Genomic DNA, 17,193 nt, shown 5'->3' with positions numbered 1-17,193 from the left:
TTATTATACTAATGGCATTAGTTTTGTGTCACTAAAAAATTTCTTTTTTTCAAAAAAAAGAACAGTAGCCGTATAAACGACTACTGTTCTTTAAAGATATTAAACTGTGTAACGCTCATCTTCTAAAATTTTCGCAGCGATTTCACGTTTCTTCGGAATTACGTTAAGTGGTGTGTGGCGAGTTAATTTACGTAATGATGATAACATCATGCGCAGCATGTCGCCGTTTTCAACTGCGATAAGTGTTTCTTTCGCATCTGCTTCGATTTCGTTAAATGCTTCTTGGCAGAATACTTCAGTGTATAACACTTTTTGTTTATTCTTTTCAAGACCAGTTGTTTTGATCGCTTTTTCTGTACGAAGAACAGCTGATTCCATTGCGTATAGATTGCTTACGATGTCAGCGATATTTACAAGAATTTCTTGCTCTTTATCTAATGCTTTACCATATTTTTGAGCCGCTAATCCAGCTACCATTAAGCCGATTTTCTTCGCATTAGTTACTAAATACTTTTGAAGTGCTAATGGCTCATCGCCTACTTCTTCTGGCATCATCATCATTAACTCTTCTTGTAATTTTTGTGCTTTTTGAAGAAGTGGTAATTCACCTTTCATCGCTTTACGTAAGAACGTACCTGGTACGATTAGGCGGTTAATTTCGTTCGTTCCTTCGAAAATACGGTTAATACGAGAATCACGGTACATTCTTTCAATCTCGTATTCTGCCATAAATCCGTAACCACCGTGAATTTGAACACCTTCATCAACTGTATAGTCTAATACTTCAGAACCAAATACTTTGTTTAAAGAGCACTCGATTGCATATTCAGCGATAGAAGCTGCTACTGCTTTACCATCTTTTACTTCTTCTTCAGATAATGTGCTCATGCGGCTTTCGAATAAACCTACTGTACGATATACAGAGCTTTCAGCTGCATATGTTTTTGCTGCCATATTCGCAAGTTTCTCTTGAATTAATGGGAAGCGAGCGATTGGTTGTTTGAACTGTTGACGTTGGTTTGCATATTGTGCTGAAATTTCTACTGCACGTTTCGCAGATCCAACTGTACCAACACCTAATTTATAACGACCGATATTTAAAATGTTGAATGCGATAATATGACCTTTACCGATTTCACCAAGTAAGTTTTCTTTCGGTACTAACGCATCTTCTAAAATTAACGTACGAGTTGAAGAACATTTAATACCCATTTTCTTTTCTTCTGGGCTTGTAGATACGCCAGCGTAGTCTTTCTCTACGATAAATGCTGAGAAGTGCTCTCCATCGATTTTTGCATATACAACGAATACGTCAGCGAATGCAGAGTTTGTAATCCACTGTTTTTCACCGTTTAATACATAATGTGTACCTTCTGCATTTAAACGTGCAGTTGTTTTTGCGCCTAATGCGTCAGATCCTGAACCTGGCTCTGTTAATGCGTATGCAGCTAATTTTTCACCAGTTGCAAGTAATGGTAAATACTTTTTCTTTTGCTCTTCGTTACCGAATAATACGATTGGTAAAGATCCGATACCTACGTGAGCACCGTGAGTAATTGCAAAACCACCAGCGCGAGAGAATTTCTCTGCGATTAACGCTGAGCTTACTTTATCAAGACCAATTCCGCCGTACTCTTCTGGTACGTCAGCGCCTAATAAACCAAGTTCTCCAGCTTCTTTTAAAAGACGAACTGAACGATCAAACTCATGTTGCTCTAAATATTCAAGCTCTGGAAGAACTTCATTTACGATAAAGTCCTCTGTCGTTTTAGCAATCATTTTATGCTCAGATGAAAAATCTTCTGGCGTAAACACTTGATCAATCGTAATCTCATCTACTAAAAAGCTACCGCCTTTAACCGCATTTCCTACTGTTTTTTCCATGAAAATTTCCTCCTTCATATTTTCATGAGCCGCTTCTCTCTTTTTGAAAGAAGCTAGCTCTCCCTTTTTTTATAAACCTTTGTTGCTTCCATTTTTTTTTTATAATCCAGTTCCAGCGGCTAGAATGTTCGGTGGCTTCGCTTCTTCCTGCGAGGCAAAGAACGCCTCTACGTCTGAAGCTCCATCCCCCTCACATTCTGAACGAGCCGCTTCCACTTTTTTTCATAATCAAGTTCCAGTGGCTAAAACAGTCGGTCGTTTCACCCCTTCCTGTGAGGCAAAAAGCGCCTCTTCGTCAAGGCTTCCAACGCCCTCCTGTTCTAAACGAGCCACCTGCACTTTTTAAAGTAATTCAAATACTCCCGCTGCTCCCATTCCGCCGCCGATACACATTGTTACGATACCGAATTGTTCGTTGCGACGTTTCATCTCGTGAATAAGAGATAGTGTTAGTTTTGCTCCTGTACAGCCAAGTGGATGTCCAAGTGCGATTGCACCACCGTTTACGTTTACTTTTTCTTCATCTAAACCAAGTTCACGAATAACTTGGATCGATTGAGAAGCAAATGCTTCATTTAGTTCGAATAAGCCAATATCAGATAACTCTAAGCCAGCTAGTTTTAACGCTTTTGGAATTGCAGCGATTGGGCCGATTCCCATTACTTCTGGTGGTACGCCAGCTACTGCAAATGAACGGAATTTCGCAAGTGGCTTCATGCCATCGCTCACTGCTTTTTCGCGATCCATTAATAATACAGATGCTGCACCATCACTCATTTGTGAAGAGTTACCAGCCGTTACAGAACCGCGAACGTTAAATGCTGGACGTAATTTTCCTAAAATGTCTAGTGTCGTCTCTGCTCTTACACCTTCGTCTTGTGCGAAAGTGATCGTTTCTTCTTGAAGTTTATTGTTTGATCCAACCGAGCGTAACGTCACATCTACAGGTACTGTTTCATCAGCAAAGTTTCCTGCAGCTAATGCTTTCGCAGCACGTTGATGACTTCTTACTGCAAATGCATCTTGCTCTTCACGAGAAATTCCATATTTCACAGCAACTTGCTCTGCTGTATGTCCCATACCCATATAATATTCTGGAGCCGCTTCTACAAGGCGACTATTCGGACGAACAACGTGTCCCATCATTGGAACTAAACTCATTGATTCTGCTCCGCCTGATAATACAGCTTCAGAGTGACCAAGCATAATACGCTCAGCTCCGTAAGCGATACTTTGTAAACCTGAAGAACAGTAACGGTTAATCGTAATAGCTGGAACATCGTAAGAAAGTCCTGCTAATCCGCCGATATTACGAGCCATATTTAAACCTTGCTCTGCTTCTGGCATCGCACAACCGAAAATTAAATCATCGATTGGTCCTTCATAATTTGCACGCTTTAACGTTTCCTTTACTACTAACGCCCCTAGATCGTCAGGACGAACTGTTTTTAATGAACCCCTCTTTGCTTTTCCAATTGGTGTTCTTGCTCCCGCAACAATGACAGCTTCTCTCATGAACGATATCTCCCCTCGTTATTAGTTACGTAATGGCTTTCCTTTTACAAGCATGTGCTGCATTCTTGCTTGTGATTTCATCTCACTTACTAAGCTAATAAATGCTTCACGTTCTACATCTAATAAATATTGCTCATCAACTTCTGTTCCGTACGGCACTTTTCCGCCCGCAATGACATATGCAAGTTTCTTAGCAATGTGAAGATCGTACTCTGAAATATAACCAGATAAATGCATTGCTTCAGCACCAAGTGCAAGAGTTGCATATCCTGTTTCCCCAACAACTGGTATCTTTTTACGGATCGGCGCTTTATAACCAGCTTCATATAAAGCAAGTGCTTTCTGTTTCGCATCGTATAGTAAGTGATCACCATTCACACTAATACCATCTTTATCACCTAAGAAGTTATGAGAAACTGCTTCTTGTCCTGAAGTTGAAACTTTCGCCATTGCGACTGTTTCGAACACTTTATTTGCAACTTTTTGCAGATCAAACTCTACACCGTTTGCCATTTTGTTTAAGTGTTTAATGTATAGCTCTTTATTACCGCCTCCGCCAGGGATTAAGCCAACACCAACTTCTACTAAGCCCATATACGTTTCACTAGAAGCTTGAATGCTCGCTGCTGGTAAGCAAACTTCTGTACCTCCGCCAAGCGTCATACCGTATGGTGCTGCTACAACTGGCTTAGAAGAGTACTTAATTTTCGTCATTGCATCTTGGAAGTTTTTCACAACCCACTCAATTTCAAAGTAGTTGTCGTCTTGTGCTTCCATTAAGATCATTGCTAGGTTCGCACCAACGCAGAAGTTCTTCGATTGGTTACCGATAACAAGACCTTTATAATTCTTTTCTACTTCATCAACAGCGTAGTTAATCATTTGCGTAATATCCATACCGATTGCATTACTCTTCGAATGGAACTCTAAGCAAAGGATGCCGTCGCCTAAATCAATTAAGCTCGCTCCGCTATTTTTCTTTAATACACCATTTTTCGCTTTTAATTGCTTAAGAGAAATTGCTTTTTTATTACGTTCGATTAGCTTATATTCGCCATTATCGTAATAGTAGCTATCGCCGTTATCATGTTTATAGAAAGTAGTGAAACCTTTCTCTAACATTTCTTTCACCCAAGTAGGAACGACTACGCCGTTTTCTTCCATCTTTTGAACGGATTTTTCAACGCCGATTGCATCCCAAACTTCAAACGGTCCTTGCTCCCAGCCGAAGCCCCACTTCATCGCTTGGTCAATTGCAACGATATCGTCAGCAATTTCTTTATGCAGTTTTGCAGAGTATAAAAGAGTTGGTGTAATGATGTTCCATAATAACTCTCCTGCGCGGTCTTTTGCGTATACAAGCGCTTTCAATTTATTCGCTAATCCTTTTTCTTGTTTACTTAACTCTACGGATGCAGCTTTTAATTTTTTACGCGCTTCATATTCCATCGTTTCAGGATTTAGTTCTAAAATTTCTTTTCCTTGTTTTAAGAAGAAGCCTTGACCTGTTTTGCTTCCAAGCCATTTTTTCTCAAGCATGTCATGCATGAAGGCTGGTACTTTAAATACATCACGCTCTTCTTCTTGCACATTTTCATATACGTTATTTGCAACGTGTACGAATGTATCTAAACCGACAACATCTAATGTGCGGAACGTTGCGCTCTTCGGACGACCAATAAGTGGGCCTGTTACAGAATCAACTTCCCCAATGCTATAGCCGCGTTTTACCATCTCTTGAAGAGTAACAAGTAAACCGTACGTACCGATGCGGTTTCCAATAAAGTTTGGTGTATCTTTTGCGATAACAACGCCTTTTCCAAGAACGTCTTCGCCAAATAGTTTCATGAAGCTTAATACTTGTGGATCTGTTTCTTTCGTCGGTATTACCTCTAGAAGTTTTAAATATCGTGGTGGGTTAAAAAAGTGTGTGCCTAAGAAGTGTTTCTGGAAGTCGTCTGAACGACCTTCTGCCATTTTTTCAACTGAAATGCCTGACGTATTCGAGCTTACAATTGAGCCCGGTTTACGAACAGCGTCTACTTTTTCAAATAATTTCTTTTTAATATCTAAGTTTTCAACTACTACTTCAATAATCCAATCTACATCAGCTAGACGCTCAAGATCATCTTCTAAGTTACCTGCTTCAATCAGTGCTAGATTTCCTTTCACTGTCAGAGGAGCTGGTTTTTGCTTTAATAGTTTTTGCACAGCCGTATTACTAAAACGATTTCTCACACTTTTATGTTCTAATGTAAGTCCCTTCGCTTCTTCTTCTTTCGTAAGCGCAGGTGGTACAATATCAAGCAATAATGTCGGAATACCAATATTAGCTAAGTGTGCCGCAATTCCCGAACCCATTACGCCTGAACCTAGAACAGCAGCCTTTTTAATTTGGAACATCCAATTCTCCCCCTATTCTTGAATGAATGCTCATTCAATTTTTCGACATAAGTCGCAATCAATGAGTGAGCCTCTACTAATAAATATATGATACTGTTTAAATTTTCGCAATATATTTATTGATAAAATTTTCTGAAATAAATATTTTTCTTTCATTTGGCCATGCTATATATGTATTTTCTTCACTAAAATACACTTTCCCTTTTTATAATCTGACGAAACTGGAGGAATATATATGGCAAAACTTAAGAAGAACCCTTCAAAGGCTGGAATTAGTGCAGCTAGTGTAACTGGAAACGCAGGTCCGCATAACCACGGCGTGGAAAAAGGACGTCAAGGTAATAACCAACAATATAAAAAGCATAATATGGGCGAAAAATAACGCTATATTTTTGGGCAGAGAACGTGGCATAATGATTAATGGCTGCTTTTTCTGCCCAATTTATTTGTAACAAATGAGGGAATTATAATGAAACGAACAATAGTTATGATTGTAATGATTGCCACACTATTTACAGGGATGATTTTCTTCTCTTATGCACAAAGACAACAAGCTGTAAGAGCTGATCAACCCAACATTACTGGGCAATATGGGGTTACAATCGATGCAAACACAGGTGAAATTTTGTATGGGAAACGCGAAGACGAACGCTCTTATCCGGCTAGTATAGCCAAAATGATGACAACCCTTCTTTTACTAGAGAATGTAAAAGAAGATGAAGAAATTACGGTTACAGAAAACGCAATTAAAACAGAAAGTCAAAGCAAGAAAATTAAACTTCGTGCTGGAGAAAAATTAAAGCGTGATGAGGCATTAAAACTTATGCTTATCATTAGTGCAGATCCAATAGCTGAATCAATTGCAGAACATATTGCAGGATCAAAAAATGAATTTGTGAAAATGATGAATGCTAGAGCGAAGGAACTTGGTACAAAGCATGCGACTTTCAAAAACGCAAGTGGTGCTGATGCACTTGGAAATAAAGTATCGCCATATGACATTGCTATTATTACGAAAGAAGCATTAAAGTATCCAGTTGTTTTAGAATATATGAATTCAACACGTACAACTCTACATACTTCAGAACGCTCTCCAAACATCGCAAACTACGGACGAGAAGAACTATATGACGATCCATATGCGATTGGAAGTAAAAGCGGTCTATCAGCACTTGGCAAATATACAGTCGTAACAGTGGATGAAAAAGACGGTAAACGTGTCATTAATGTTGTATTATCTTCTACCCGCAAGCAACTGTATCCTGATACGAAGAAAATGGCACATTATGCATTTCAGCAATTAAAATAACCAAGGAGTATTTTCTCCTTGGTTATTTTTTAACCATACCTTTTAATACGAACGCAACGTTTGCTGGACGCTCTGCTAGACGACGCATGAAATATCCATACCAGTCGTTTCCATAAGGTACGTAAACTCGCATTTTGTAGCCTTCTTTTACTAGCTCAAGTTGACGCTCATTACGAATACCATATAACATTTGGAATTCAAATTGATCCCTTGGAATGTTGTGTTCTTCAGCAAGTTTTTTTGTATATTCAATAATCGCTTCGTCATGTGAAGCAATTGCAGTATAATTTCCATTTAATAAGTGCATTTTAATAATTTTTTTATAATTGTCATCTACATCTTTCTTGTCTGGGAATGCCACTTCTTCAGGTTCTTTATAAGCACCTTTTACAAGACGTAAATTAGGATTATAAGCATTTAAATCTTCAATATCTTTTTCTGTACGATATAGGTAAGCTTGAATAACAGTACCAATATTATCGTATTCAGATTTTAATTGTTTAAAGATATCAATTGTTTTACCACAGCGTGTATAGTCTTCCATATCAATGGTAACGAACACACCATTTTCTTTCGCCGCTTCTAAAATACGGCGCATATTGTTCATTACGATTTCATCAGAGATATCTAATCCCATAGAAGTCATCTTTAAAGAAAGCTGCGAATCAAGACCTTCTCTTCCAATTGCACGGATTGCTTCAATCGATTGGTTAGCCATTTCATTTGCTTCCGCTTCATTATCAACGAATTCCCCTAAATAATCGATTGTTACACAAAGTCCTTGCTTGTTCAATTGTTTGATAGCTGCTGTCGCTAATTCAATTGTCTCCCCTGCGACAAAGCGACCTGCACCAAAGCGTAAACCGTACTTTTTAGCCAGTTTTGTTAGCGCTTTATTTTTAGATAAGAAAAGAAACGAATTTCGCATTAATTGTTCCATGTAATTCACCCCTATGACTTGATTTATCTGTTTTTTACCCCTCTTCAAAATTATATCACTGTTTAAAATTATTGGATACAAATAATTATTTAGATAATTTATAAAATACTATAAAAACATTTAAAACCCTATATTTCCGCTTATAAATATAACTGAAATATTTTTCGACATTTAGAAAAATGGAGTTTACTAGGCATAAAATAGGCATGTCGAAAATATTCGACATGCCTATAAAACCCTTAATATTCCATGTAAATTATATAAGGATATTAATACAGAAAACTTACGATTATATTTCCCTCAAGTTTTTTTATTGCTCATTTCGCTTCTCTTCATTCAGCCTTTTAATATCCGTAATTAACTGCACCATCTCTTCTTTCGCATCGGGATACGTCTCATTCCAATGCTTCACTAAAGCTGGCATCGTCTTCGCTATGTAAGAATAAAGTGCCCACTTCTGTACCTGTTCTTTTCTCTCTTCATTGCTCTCTCCAAGTAACAGTTCCGTGTATTTCTCTAACAACCCGTCAAATTGTTCGTTAAACTTTTCACTCATCTTATTTACCTCCTATATGAAAAAAGCAGCGAAAATCGCTGCTTTTCTTTATAATTTTGATCGAACAGAGTTTAATTTTTTCTCCATTGTGCTTACTTTATCACGACGATCATCAATACGAATTGTTGTTGCAACACGCTGTGCACCTTTCGTATATGGAACTTCATGCATTTGTTGAATTACTTCTAGAATGACAGGAAGATCTCCTTCAATAATTGTATTCATCGGTGTTAATTGATACTTCACGCGATCCGCATTTTTCTCTAGCACCTTTTGTACTTCTGCTACATATTCACTAACACTTGGATTACCTGTTCCTACTGGAATAATCGATACATCAACAATTGCCATAGTAGTCTTCCTCCTATAATCGTTTCTTATATATCCATTGTCTATTTTACCGAAATCCTCATCATTTTACTAATATGTTACTCTTCCACTTTAAACTGCTCGACTAATCTTTCTAAATCTCTCATATGTTCTGTCAAACTTTCCATCGTGTGAGCTACCTTTTCTAAATGATTCACCTGTGATTCCGTTGCAGCATGTACCTCTTCAGAAACAGCTGCACTTTCTTGACTCGTACCAGCAATTGTATGCATTACCGCTGTAATTTCCCCTTGCTCGTAACCTATGTTATGTACCTCTTCTACAATTTTTTCAACTGAAGTACTAATCGTATTTACGACTGACATAATTGTGCGGAACTCCATTTCCGCCTCTGTCGTCACTTTATTTTGCACATCTGCAATGTCTTTCAATTTACTTACAACTTCTACAACCCTTTTTACTTCTAATTGTACATCACCAATCATCGTTGTGATTTCTCCGGTTGCCTCTTTTGATTGTTCCGCTAATTTCCGAACCTCTTCAGCAACAACCGCAAATCCCTTACCTTGCTCCCCTGCACGGGCAGCTTCAATCGATGCATTTAAAGCAAGTAAATTTGTTTGATCCGAAATGCCTTTTATAAGCTCAACAACATTTTGAATCGATCCAACTCTTTGTTCTAACTTATCCGATGCTTCTTCTGTATGAACAACAATCGAAGATGATTGTCCCCTCGTACGGATTAAATTCCTCATTGTATTTAATCCTTGCTTAGATGCCTCTTCCGCTTTGCCAGCCACTCCTTTTATTTCACCAACGGAGCTATTCATTTGTTCCACTGACTCCGCCATATTCTCGAGCTGAGCTGAAACTTCATCCACACCATTCGCAAGAGTAGAGGCTCCTCCACTCACATCATCCATTGCTCCTGAAACTTCTCTACTAGCCGCTACTGTTTCATTCGTTAAGTAATGTAAACTATTCGTTGATTGTTGCACCGTTGATACGCTGTTTTTAATTTTACTTACCATTTCATTCATTTGTTCAACCATATCATTAAAGTGCTTAGTCAACTCTCCAACTTCATCTTTACTTGTCACTTTCATTCGCAACGTTAAATCGCCTTCTGCTACTTTTTGCACGTGATTCTTTAATAGTTGCAGTGGTCTTGCTAATCTTCTTGAGAACAAGTAGGAAGCTACGATTCCAACTAATAAACTAATACATGCCATTATAATAACTGTATTTCTCGTACTATTTAATAGCCCATCGATCGTTTCTTTCGGATAAAAGATTCCTATCGTCCATTTCATCGTATCAAATGATTGACTATAAACAACTACATCTTCACTTTTTATTGTAGTGACCGCATATTTTGTTACCTCTTTATTTAAGCTCTTTATAAGTGGCTCTTTAGAAACATCTTTCCCTATCTTTTCTGGATAAACAAGAGCCATATTTTTATCATTTATAATAAACATTTCTCCGTCATTATTGTATTGAATATTGTGAAGCAACTTCTGAATCGTCCCAAGCGATACATCCATCGCAACAACGCCTAATACAGATCCATCTTGAGCTGTAATTGCTTTAGAAACACCTACACTTAACTTTCCTGTTGCAATTTCATAAGAAGGTTGTCCCCAGTGGACCTTTTTTACATCAGCCTCTGAATCTTTATACCATGGTCTTGTCGTTGGATCGTATCCTTCTGGCACTTGCCCACCTTCAGCAAGATTGGCACTTAATGTTTTTTTATCTTTCGTACCAATATATAAATCTAAAATACCAGGATGATTCTTTTTATACTCTGCAAACTCTTTCGTTAAAAACGCTTCCTCTTCTGGAGTAACCCCACCTTGAAGCATATTACGAATCATCTCACTGTTCGCGTAATACCCCATATCTTCATCCGTTCTTTGAACAAATGTCGTAAGTTGCTCTGTCACAAGATCCATCGCATTTTGAGAATATTCGTCTAAGGAACGCACTTCCTTTTCTTTCTGTAATTGATACACAGCTGTACCCAATATTACGAACATCATAGAAATAAGAACTGAAAACACTACCGCAATTTTTAAACGTAAACTTCTTAACATCTTCCCCCCAGCATCCCCTTCGCATTAAATTAAAATCTTATTAATCATTATATTAAGTATAATAGATAAAATTAAAAAATTGAAATTAATTCTCACCTTAATACAATTAGAAAACGGACTACCACTTGTGCAAAAACAAATAGTTCATTATCCTTAAAATATAATCTCATTCGTTCGGAGGGAACTATGTTACAAAAATTCGGTTTCTCACAATATGAAAGCCAAGCTTATGAAGTTGTCGTATCAAGCAATGAACCATTAGATGCTACAACGATTGTGAAGCATTCAGGTGTTCCAAAAGCAAAAATATATGAAGTGCTAGCACGCCTAATCGATAAAGGAATGGTAATGGATTCTGTTTCAGAAAAGAAAAAACTGTATACAGCATTACCACTAAAGCTAGCAATTGAAAAATTAACGACAGAATTCCAATCAAATATTAAAGAACTGGAAACAAATATATCAAAAAAATCATTTACAGATGACCGTGTGTGGAGCTTAAAGATGCAATCTTCTATTCGAGTTCAAAGTAAGGAACTCATTGAAAGTGCAAAAGAATCAATCCGTATTTCAGCTTGGAATGATACTCTTTTAGAATATCTTCCTTTACTAGAACAAAAAGCAAAACAAGGTGTTCAAATTGAATCCCTTATTGTTGGAGAAGTAGAAACAGACTTAGAAAACATGCATTTTCTAATCCCAGCTGAAGAACCTAATGCATTAGAGCGCTACTTGCTACTCATCGTTGACGATCGTGAAATTTTATTTGCTGGCGTAGAACAAGAGTCATGGCAAGCAATGAAAACAATGTCACAACCATTTGTAAAGTTCTTTACAGAATTTTTCTATCATGACGTTGCACTTGCAAAGATTACCCAGAAACACCATGACCTCTTTATGGAAGATGAGGAAATTAAGAGTTTGTTAATGAAATTAAGATACTAATTAAATAATAAAAAGGAGTCTAGTTTTTCACTTAGACTCCTTTTCGTTTTGTTCCTTTATCTCCATCAACAGCTCAATGATTTTCTCATTTTGCTCTACCTGTTTCTCTGAATTTTTATAGATGAAACGAACCCATCTAAAAACAATGATAACCACAAATAACGGCAATACTGTGAATATAAAACCAATAATTGAATAATCCATATACTATCACCTCGCTATATACCCTTTTCTCCATTTCCCTACTAAAACCTGCAATTTTTTACAAATAAAAAAAGAACCTATCAAACGATAGATTCTTCTTTCACGAACTGAGTAGAGCGTCCTCTCGTAATCGAGAAAATCGCACAAAGCAGCGCTAATATAATAAAGCCACCGCCTACCCAAGCGTTATATATAACAGATGATTTTTCAATAACAACTCCGCCTACTGTTGAACCGAGCGCAATCCCTAAGTGAAGGGCAGAGTTATTTAAACTTTGCTGAATACCAGCTGATTCTGGTGCAATTTCAATTAAATAGTTTTGTTGCGCTGGTGAAATCGCCCAGCTCAGCATACTCCAAAGTCCCATCATAATGATGAAGAGCGGGAATGAGAATGTCATTAATGGCAGTATGAAGATTGCACACGCAAATACGATAATGATAGAAATAATACTTTTCTTCGATCCCCATTTATCAGCAAGCCAGCCACCGAATCCGCCACCAATTACTGCTGCGATTCCGAAAATAAAGTAAAACACACTAATCCAGTTTGCTTCAACATGCATGACATCTTTTAAAAACGGTGTTAAATATGCATACAATGTTAAATGCCCTGTTAAAAACAAAAATGATGTTAACTGTGCACTTACAATTTTTTTATCTTTTAAAGTAGCAAGTTGTTCTTTTATTGATAATACCGATGTCGGTGGTACTTTCGTTAAGAATAATGAAATACAAGCAATTGCCATAACTGTTAATACCGAAATTAATACAAATGGTGCACGCCATCCGTATGCATTTCCGAGTACAAGACCAAGCGGTACTCCAAGTACAAGTGATCCACTAATTCCCATAAAAATGATTCCAATTGCACGCGCACGAAAATGCGGTTCTACTACACTAGAAGCAAGTGTTACCGATAGTGCAATAATTAATGAACCACTGGCCGCACAAATAACCCTTGAGAACATCAGCATTCCGTAATTCACACTAAACGCCGAAATAATATTTCCGATTAAGAAAATCGATAATGCTCCAACATACAATGTTTTTCTTTCAAACTTCCCTGTCAAAGCTAATAAAACTGGACCTGACAAAGCAAATACTACCGAAAATATTGTTATAAGCTGACCAGCCGCACTAATAGATACTCCTAAATCATTGGCAACTAAATCGAGCGTTCCTCCTATAATTAGCTCAACCGTTCCGACTACAAAAGCCGCGATAGCTAAAATATAAACACGAAAATTCAAGTCTTTCCCCACGCTTTCTATTTTGGTTACTACCATCATAGTAACCAAAATAGAAAGTGGAAGCAAGTACAATTTTTTTACAGTAAAAAAGGTAGGCGTATAATACGCCTACCTTTTCATCATTCTGTTTCTTTCTTCTTATTCAAGTACCAATACACCGGCAGTCCCGTAAATACAATTCCAATCGATAAGAAACAACTTACTGGATCGTTAATAATCGCACTACCAATTACAAATAACGAACCTAAAATCGCTACGATTGGTACGATTGGGAATAACGGTACACTATATGCACGCTCTTTATTCTTATTACGTTTTCTTAAAATAAAGACACCAATAAACGTCATTACATAGAAAATATAAATAATGAATACGGAAATCTCAGATAGCTTATTTGGATCACTAATAATCATTAAAATAATTCCTAAAATGATTTCAACAGTAATCGCATTTGCTGGTGTTTTAAATCTCGGACTTTCCTTTGCAATAAACTTAGAAAATGGAAGTTGTCCACGCTCTGCCATAGACATTGGGATACGTGGGAACGTTAAAATCTTTCCATTTAAACAGCCGAAAATAGAAACGATAATACCGATACTAATAATTTTTCCGCCATATTCTCCAAGTAACATGCCTGCAGCTGTCGCTGTTGCATTTTCTCCAAGGTCTACAATTTTCGCTGCTGGTAATACATTTAATAATGCCAAGTTAATTAATACGTAAGCAGCCGTTACGATTAAAATCCCTACTGTCATTGCTTTCGGTAATAACTTTGTTGGATTCTTCATTTCTCCACCAATCGAAGCAAGTAAAATCCAGCCGTCATAAGCAAATAACGTTGCTAAAATTGCCATACCGATACTTTGATTTTCCGATATCGGCACAACTACGTTAAAAATATCGCTATTCCCTTTCCAGAAACCTAGCACAACAATTAACACAATCGGAATCATCTTCCCAATTGTCGTGATTGTTTGAACGATACCTCCGTATTTTGTTCCCATGCTATTTACAACGCCAAGGAACACAACCGTTCCAATTGCGATTGGTAAATTCCACACTTTATCTAAATAGAAAAAATTAATCATTAAAGAACTAAAGTATAAACCTAATGTTCCGATAATAGCAGGTCCATAAACAATTGTTTGCATCCAACCTGATAAATATCCCCAAAAACTTCCGTAAATCTCCTCTAAATACGTATACAACCCACCATTTTTCGGGATTTGCGCTCCAATTTCAGCTACTGTTAAACCACTTGCTAGCGTCAACAGACCACCAATTACCCAAGCAAGAATGGCCATATTAGAACTCCCCGAGTAATCTAATACGCTCCCTGGTTTCATAAACACACCAGATCCAATAATCGTTCCTACTACGATAGAAAGTGCTACTGTTAAACCAATTTTGTTCTTCTCATCATGATGCATGCTGCGTATCCTCCTTCCAATCCTAGTGTGATGCAAAAATGAAATAAAAAAACACTCCTCCCTAAAAAAGGGACGAGTGTTGTATTCGTGGTTCCACCCTTGTTTCAATTCGTAAAGTAATACACTTCACCAATTTCTCAAGTCTAAATAACGGTTTTTGCCGGCAAGCAATTACTAGATGCTCGTTCACTGCTGCAGTTCAGAGGTGGTAATCTATTTTTCCGTATTAGGAAGCTCACAGCCAAAGGCTTCCCTCTCTGGAAATCGTAAAAAATTGATCGTGTCCTCATCATCACTTCTTGATGTCGAATTTTGTAGTTATTGTTCATTATATTGAATTGTTAGAAAAAATCAATATATTTTTTATATAACATAGGAAATATTTATCTTCTTATATTATAACAGAAGCTGTAATATTTCTCTAATTCCCTCGTATCTTTGGAGCAGTGTAGCTGTAAAAATTATATCAGCGATTTTTCAAATATATCGATTTACCAACAAAAAACGCCAACAATAAAAGGAGGTCTTTCAAAAGAAAGCCCCCTCACACCTGTACCTTTCGGTTGCCCACACGAAAGATACGACTTCATTCAATTATTTCTCATCTTTTTTCATAAAAAACTTATGGTGCGGTAAATCAACATTCAATGCCTCTAATTGTTTCTTTTCATTGTCTAAAATCGCTTTTGCTTTTGTTTTTGTTGCTTCATCTAATCCTGCAAAGATGTCTTCATGCTTCTCTTTCTCTGGAAGTTTCACACCTAATTTTGTTAATTCTTCTTTTGCTTGCTCATGCGTTAATTTTCCAGATTTCTTTTGCTCTAAAATTGACTTTGCTTTTTCTTTTGCCTGTTCATCTAAGTTAGCAAACATGTCTCCATGTTTACCTTTCTCCGGCATTTTCACGCCTAGCTTTGTTAATTCCTCTTTTGCTTGCTCATGCGTTAATTTTCCAGATTTCTTTTGCTCTAAAATCGACTTCGCTTTCTCTTTCGCCTGTTCATCTAAGTTAGCAAACATGTCTCCACGCTTACCTTTCTCCGGCATTTTTACGCCTAACTTTGTTAATTCCTCTTTTGCTTGTTCTCGTGTTAATTTTCCAGACTTTTCTTGCTCTAAAATCGACTTCGCTTTTTCTTTCGCCTGTTCATCTAATCCCGCAAACATTTCTTTACGTTTTTCTTTTTCTGGAAGCTTTACACCTAGCTCCTGTAACTGTTTCTTTGTATCGTCCATAATCGTTTTTACTTTTTGTTTTGTAGCGGCATCTAAATCTTTTTTCACTGTTTTTGTCGCTTGCTCAGCTGTTGGAGTATTTGTTGCCGCGAATGCCGGAACACCGACTCCTCCAATGATTCCGAATGATAAAGCACCTGCAATCGCTAAATAACCAACTGTTTTCTTCTTCATAGGAAATTTCCTCCTTCATATTTCTAAAGCATGTACACTTTCGTATACAACGCCAATAGTAATATTGGTTTCTTAAAATTTCCTTAACGATTCAAATAAAAAACACCGCTCGTAATGAGCGGTGTTTCTCTATGCTTTTTGTAATTGTAACTCTTCACGTTCCATTATTTTTCTTAATACAATTGTTTGTGTCATTGTAAATAAGTTACCTGTTATCCAGTACAACACAAGTCCTGATGGCGCCGCAAACCCCATAAATAGAATCATTGCTGGCATCATAATTTGCTGCATCTTTAGCATCTGTACTTGTTCTCCAGGTGTAATATTCGATTGGAAAACTTTCATCTGAATAAATGTCGTTAACGCTGCAATAATCGGTAATATATGATATGGATCTGCATGTCCTAGGTTCACCCATAAAAACGAAGATGTGCGAATCTCTTCCGTTCTGCTAATCGCATAATACAAAGCAGAGAAAATCGGCATTTGTATAAAAATTGGCCAGCAACCAGCAAGTGGATTCCAACCGCCTGATTTCATTAGTTCTGACATTTCTTTTTGATACTGCTTTTGTTTTTCAAGGTCTTTGCTTACATCACCGTATTTTTTCTTTAGCTTCTGCAATTCAGGTTGCATTTTCTTCATTTTCGCTTGGCTGCGATATTGCGAAACAGCTAATGGAATCATGGCTGAACGAATAACGAGCGTCATAATAATGATAGCAACCCCGAAGCTAGCTCCCGGTATATGATGAGCAACAAATTGAATCATATACGAGATTGGATATACGAAATAATGGTTCCATATTCCCGTACTATGTGAATCAATTGTGCCTGCATTACTGCAGCCAGATAAAACAAAAACAAGTACTACTGATAAACTAATGAGCGCAGCTCGGTATGATTTTAACATGTT

General features: G+C 37.2%; 15 protein-coding genes and 1 other annotated feature. Of the genes, 3 read left to right on the top strand and 12 right to left on the bottom strand.

The features are described from left to right. Positions 1-99 precede the first annotated feature (99 nt). From HFD78_RS10345 to HFD78_RS10335, 3 genes are all read right to left on the bottom strand, one after another. On the bottom strand, positions 100-1,884 hold the full coding sequence (locus tag HFD78_RS10345; protein WP_000416291.1) for an acyl-CoA dehydrogenase family protein: 1,785 nt from the start codon (positions 1,882-1,884) through the stop codon (positions 100-102). A gap of 342 nt (positions 1,885-2,226) precedes the next feature. Next, positions 2,227-3,399 (bottom strand): acetyl-CoA C-acetyltransferase, encoded by a 1,173-nt coding sequence (locus HFD78_RS10340; protein WP_001206324.1) that lies wholly within the window; start codon positions 3,397-3,399, stop codon positions 2,227-2,229. 21 nt (positions 3,400-3,420) lie between these two features. Beyond that, positions 3,421-5,802: a 3-hydroxyacyl-CoA dehydrogenase/enoyl-CoA hydratase family protein gene (locus HFD78_RS10335; protein WP_000486378.1), complete on the bottom strand. Its 2,382-nt coding sequence runs from the start codon at positions 5,800-5,802 to the stop codon at positions 3,421-3,423. Positions 5,803-6,037: 235 nt separating this feature from the next. On the opposite strand from HFD78_RS10335, the gene HFD78_RS10330 reads away from it, so the two are divergent. Both HFD78_RS10330 and HFD78_RS10325 read left to right on the top strand, forming a co-directional pair. Then, the gene (locus tag HFD78_RS10330; RefSeq protein WP_001096344.1) at positions 6,038-6,184 is read left to right on the top strand and encodes a YuzL family protein; all 147 of its coding nucleotides are present in this window, start codon (positions 6,038-6,040) and stop codon (positions 6,182-6,184) included. Between the two features lie 87 nt (positions 6,185-6,271). Next, positions 6,272-7,111, top strand: coding sequence for a D-alanyl-D-alanine carboxypeptidase family protein (locus HFD78_RS10325; RefSeq protein ID WP_000831467.1), 840 nt, complete (start codon positions 6,272-6,274; stop codon positions 7,109-7,111). Positions 7,112-7,133: 22 nt separating this feature from the next. Here the strand turns inward: HFD78_RS10325 and HFD78_RS10320 are convergent, their stop codons facing one another. From HFD78_RS10320 to HFD78_RS10305, 4 genes are all read right to left on the bottom strand, one after another. Then, positions 7,134-8,051, bottom strand: a complete 918-nt coding sequence (locus tag HFD78_RS10320) for a proline dehydrogenase family protein (RefSeq protein ID WP_000436772.1) — start codon at positions 8,049-8,051, stop codon at positions 7,134-7,136. A 310-nt stretch (positions 8,052-8,361) separates the two neighbouring features. Continuing rightward, on the bottom strand, positions 8,362-8,607 hold the full coding sequence (locus HFD78_RS10315) for a YusU family protein (RefSeq protein ID WP_001290594.1): 246 nt from the start codon (positions 8,605-8,607) through the stop codon (positions 8,362-8,364). Positions 8,608-8,655: 48 nt separating this feature from the next. Continuing rightward, the gene (locus HFD78_RS10310) at positions 8,656-8,958 is read right to left on the bottom strand and encodes an MTH1187 family thiamine-binding protein (RefSeq protein WP_001018860.1); all 303 of its coding nucleotides are present in this window, start codon (positions 8,956-8,958) and stop codon (positions 8,656-8,658) included. A 77-nt stretch (positions 8,959-9,035) separates the two neighbouring features. Next, on the bottom strand, positions 9,036-11,036 hold the full coding sequence (locus tag HFD78_RS10305; protein WP_097814097.1) for a methyl-accepting chemotaxis protein: 2,001 nt from the start codon (positions 11,034-11,036) through the stop codon (positions 9,036-9,038). Between the two features lie 186 nt (positions 11,037-11,222). On the opposite strand from HFD78_RS10305, the gene HFD78_RS10300 reads away from it, so the two are divergent. Further along, positions 11,223-11,981 carry a TrmB family transcriptional regulator gene (locus tag HFD78_RS10300; RefSeq protein WP_000939479.1) on the top strand — a complete coding sequence of 253 codons (759 nt, stop codon included), beginning with the start codon at positions 11,223-11,225 and terminating at the stop codon, positions 11,979-11,981. 27 nt (positions 11,982-12,008) lie between these two features. On the opposite strand, the gene HFD78_RS10295 is transcribed toward HFD78_RS10300, so the two are convergent. The 5 genes from HFD78_RS10295 to HFD78_RS10275 form a co-directional block, all read right to left on the bottom strand. After that, positions 12,009-12,185: a hypothetical protein gene (locus HFD78_RS10295; RefSeq protein ID WP_000386585.1), complete on the bottom strand. Its 177-nt coding sequence runs from the start codon at positions 12,183-12,185 to the stop codon at positions 12,009-12,011. Positions 12,186-12,265: 80 nt separating this feature from the next. Continuing rightward, complete coding sequence (locus HFD78_RS10290; protein WP_002062676.1) at positions 12,266-13,450, bottom strand: MFS transporter; 1,185 nt, start codon at positions 13,448-13,450, stop codon at positions 12,266-12,268. A gap of 107 nt (positions 13,451-13,557) precedes the next feature. Next, positions 13,558-14,868 (bottom strand): APC family permease, encoded by a 1,311-nt coding sequence (locus HFD78_RS10285; RefSeq protein ID WP_000546312.1) that lies wholly within the window; start codon positions 14,866-14,868, stop codon positions 13,558-13,560. 65 nt (positions 14,869-14,933) lie between these two features. Continuing rightward, positions 14,934-15,170 (bottom strand) — a binding site (T-box leader). A 292-nt stretch (positions 15,171-15,462) separates the two neighbouring features. Further along, positions 15,463-16,278: a hypothetical protein gene (locus tag HFD78_RS10280; RefSeq protein WP_000730882.1), complete on the bottom strand. Its 816-nt coding sequence runs from the start codon at positions 16,276-16,278 to the stop codon at positions 15,463-15,465. Between the two features lie 129 nt (positions 16,279-16,407). Continuing rightward, the gene (locus tag HFD78_RS10275) at positions 16,408-17,190 is read right to left on the bottom strand and encodes a membrane protein insertase YidC (RefSeq protein ID WP_000920519.1); all 783 of its coding nucleotides are present in this window, start codon (positions 17,188-17,190) and stop codon (positions 16,408-16,410) included. Positions 17,191-17,193: the final 3 nt, after the last annotated feature.

The organism is Bacillus sp. EKM501B (assembly GCF_011800505.1).
GTDB classification, from domain to species: domain Bacteria; phylum Bacillota; class Bacilli; order Bacillales; family Bacillaceae_G; genus Bacillus_A; species Bacillus_A cereus.
The sequence above is the reverse complement of the archived record's forward strand: the minus strand, read 5'-3'. Positions and strand labels throughout refer to the sequence as shown.